This window comes from Nguyenibacter vanlangensis, assembly GCF_013376155.1.
In the GTDB taxonomy this organism is placed as follows: domain Bacteria; phylum Pseudomonadota; class Alphaproteobacteria; order Acetobacterales; family Acetobacteraceae; genus Gluconacetobacter; species Gluconacetobacter vanlangensis.
In genome coordinates this window covers 1-774 of the sequence record NZ_JABXXP010001042.1, presented here as the reverse complement: position 1 = coordinate 774, position 774 = coordinate 1, and the positions used below count along the sequence as shown (strand labels likewise).

General features: G+C 70.3%; 1 protein-coding gene and 1 pseudogene. One reads left to right on the top strand and one right to left on the bottom strand.

The window, feature by feature from the left end:
* On the bottom strand, nucleotides 1-408 hold a 408-nt coding region (locus HUK84_RS21085), incomplete at its 3' end, for an amino acid kinase family protein (RefSeq protein WP_456306689.1).
* A 170-nt stretch (nucleotides 409-578) separates the two neighbouring features.
* Here HUK84_RS21085 and HUK84_RS21080 point away from each other — a divergent pair.
* A pseudogene (locus tag HUK84_RS21080) lies at nucleotides 579-774 on the top strand (bifunctional 2-polyprenyl-6-hydroxyphenol methylase/3-demethylubiquinol 3-O-methyltransferase UbiG); the annotation flags it as partial.

The following is a 774-nucleotide window of genomic DNA, read 5'->3' as shown; positions in this document are numbered from 1 at the left end:
CACGGGCACCTGGCCGGCCTGCATGCGCGCGATCAGGGATTCGCCGTCGATCGACGCGATCCGGGCCTTGCCGTGCGCGCCGTCGGTGCGTAGCGGGACCTGCCAGCCGTGCCAGGAGCGCGCCTCGACGCCCAGCGTCTGCAGCGCGATGGCCAGCAGGCCGCTGGTGACCTGTTCGCCGGTGGCGACGACCGCGTCATATTCGCGCGCATCGTGCAGCGGGGACAGGGATTGGCAGTAGCCGACCAGGCGGTTGGTGACGCCGGACATGGCGGAGACGACCACCGCGACCTCGCACCCCGCGGCGACCTGCTTGTGGACTTTTTCGGCCACCGCGCGAATCCGGTCGAGATCGGCCACCGAGGTGCCGCCGAATTTCATGACGATCCGCGGGACGGTACGAGGCATGGACAAGGCTCTCCAGTTCGGCGCCCAATTCGGTGGGATGGGCCGTTCCAGCCCGTCGGAACCGCCCGGAGCGGCCGAGGGGGCATTGCGGTTATCCGCAAGGCGCGTCACATACCCTTCCACCGTTGCGCCGTCCAGCGGGAGATGGCGCGCGCACAGGTGGGGGAACCATGCAGGTCAATGATACGTCCCGGCACGCCATGCCGGGCGCCGATGCTGTTTCCGACTCGGTGGCGCCGGATGAGATCGCGCGGTTCAGCGCGCTGGCCGATCGGTGGTGGGACCCGTCGGGGCCGATGCGGCCGCTGCATGCGATGAACGGGCTGCGCCTGGACTGGACGCGCCGCCACCTGCCCGCTCCGCTGG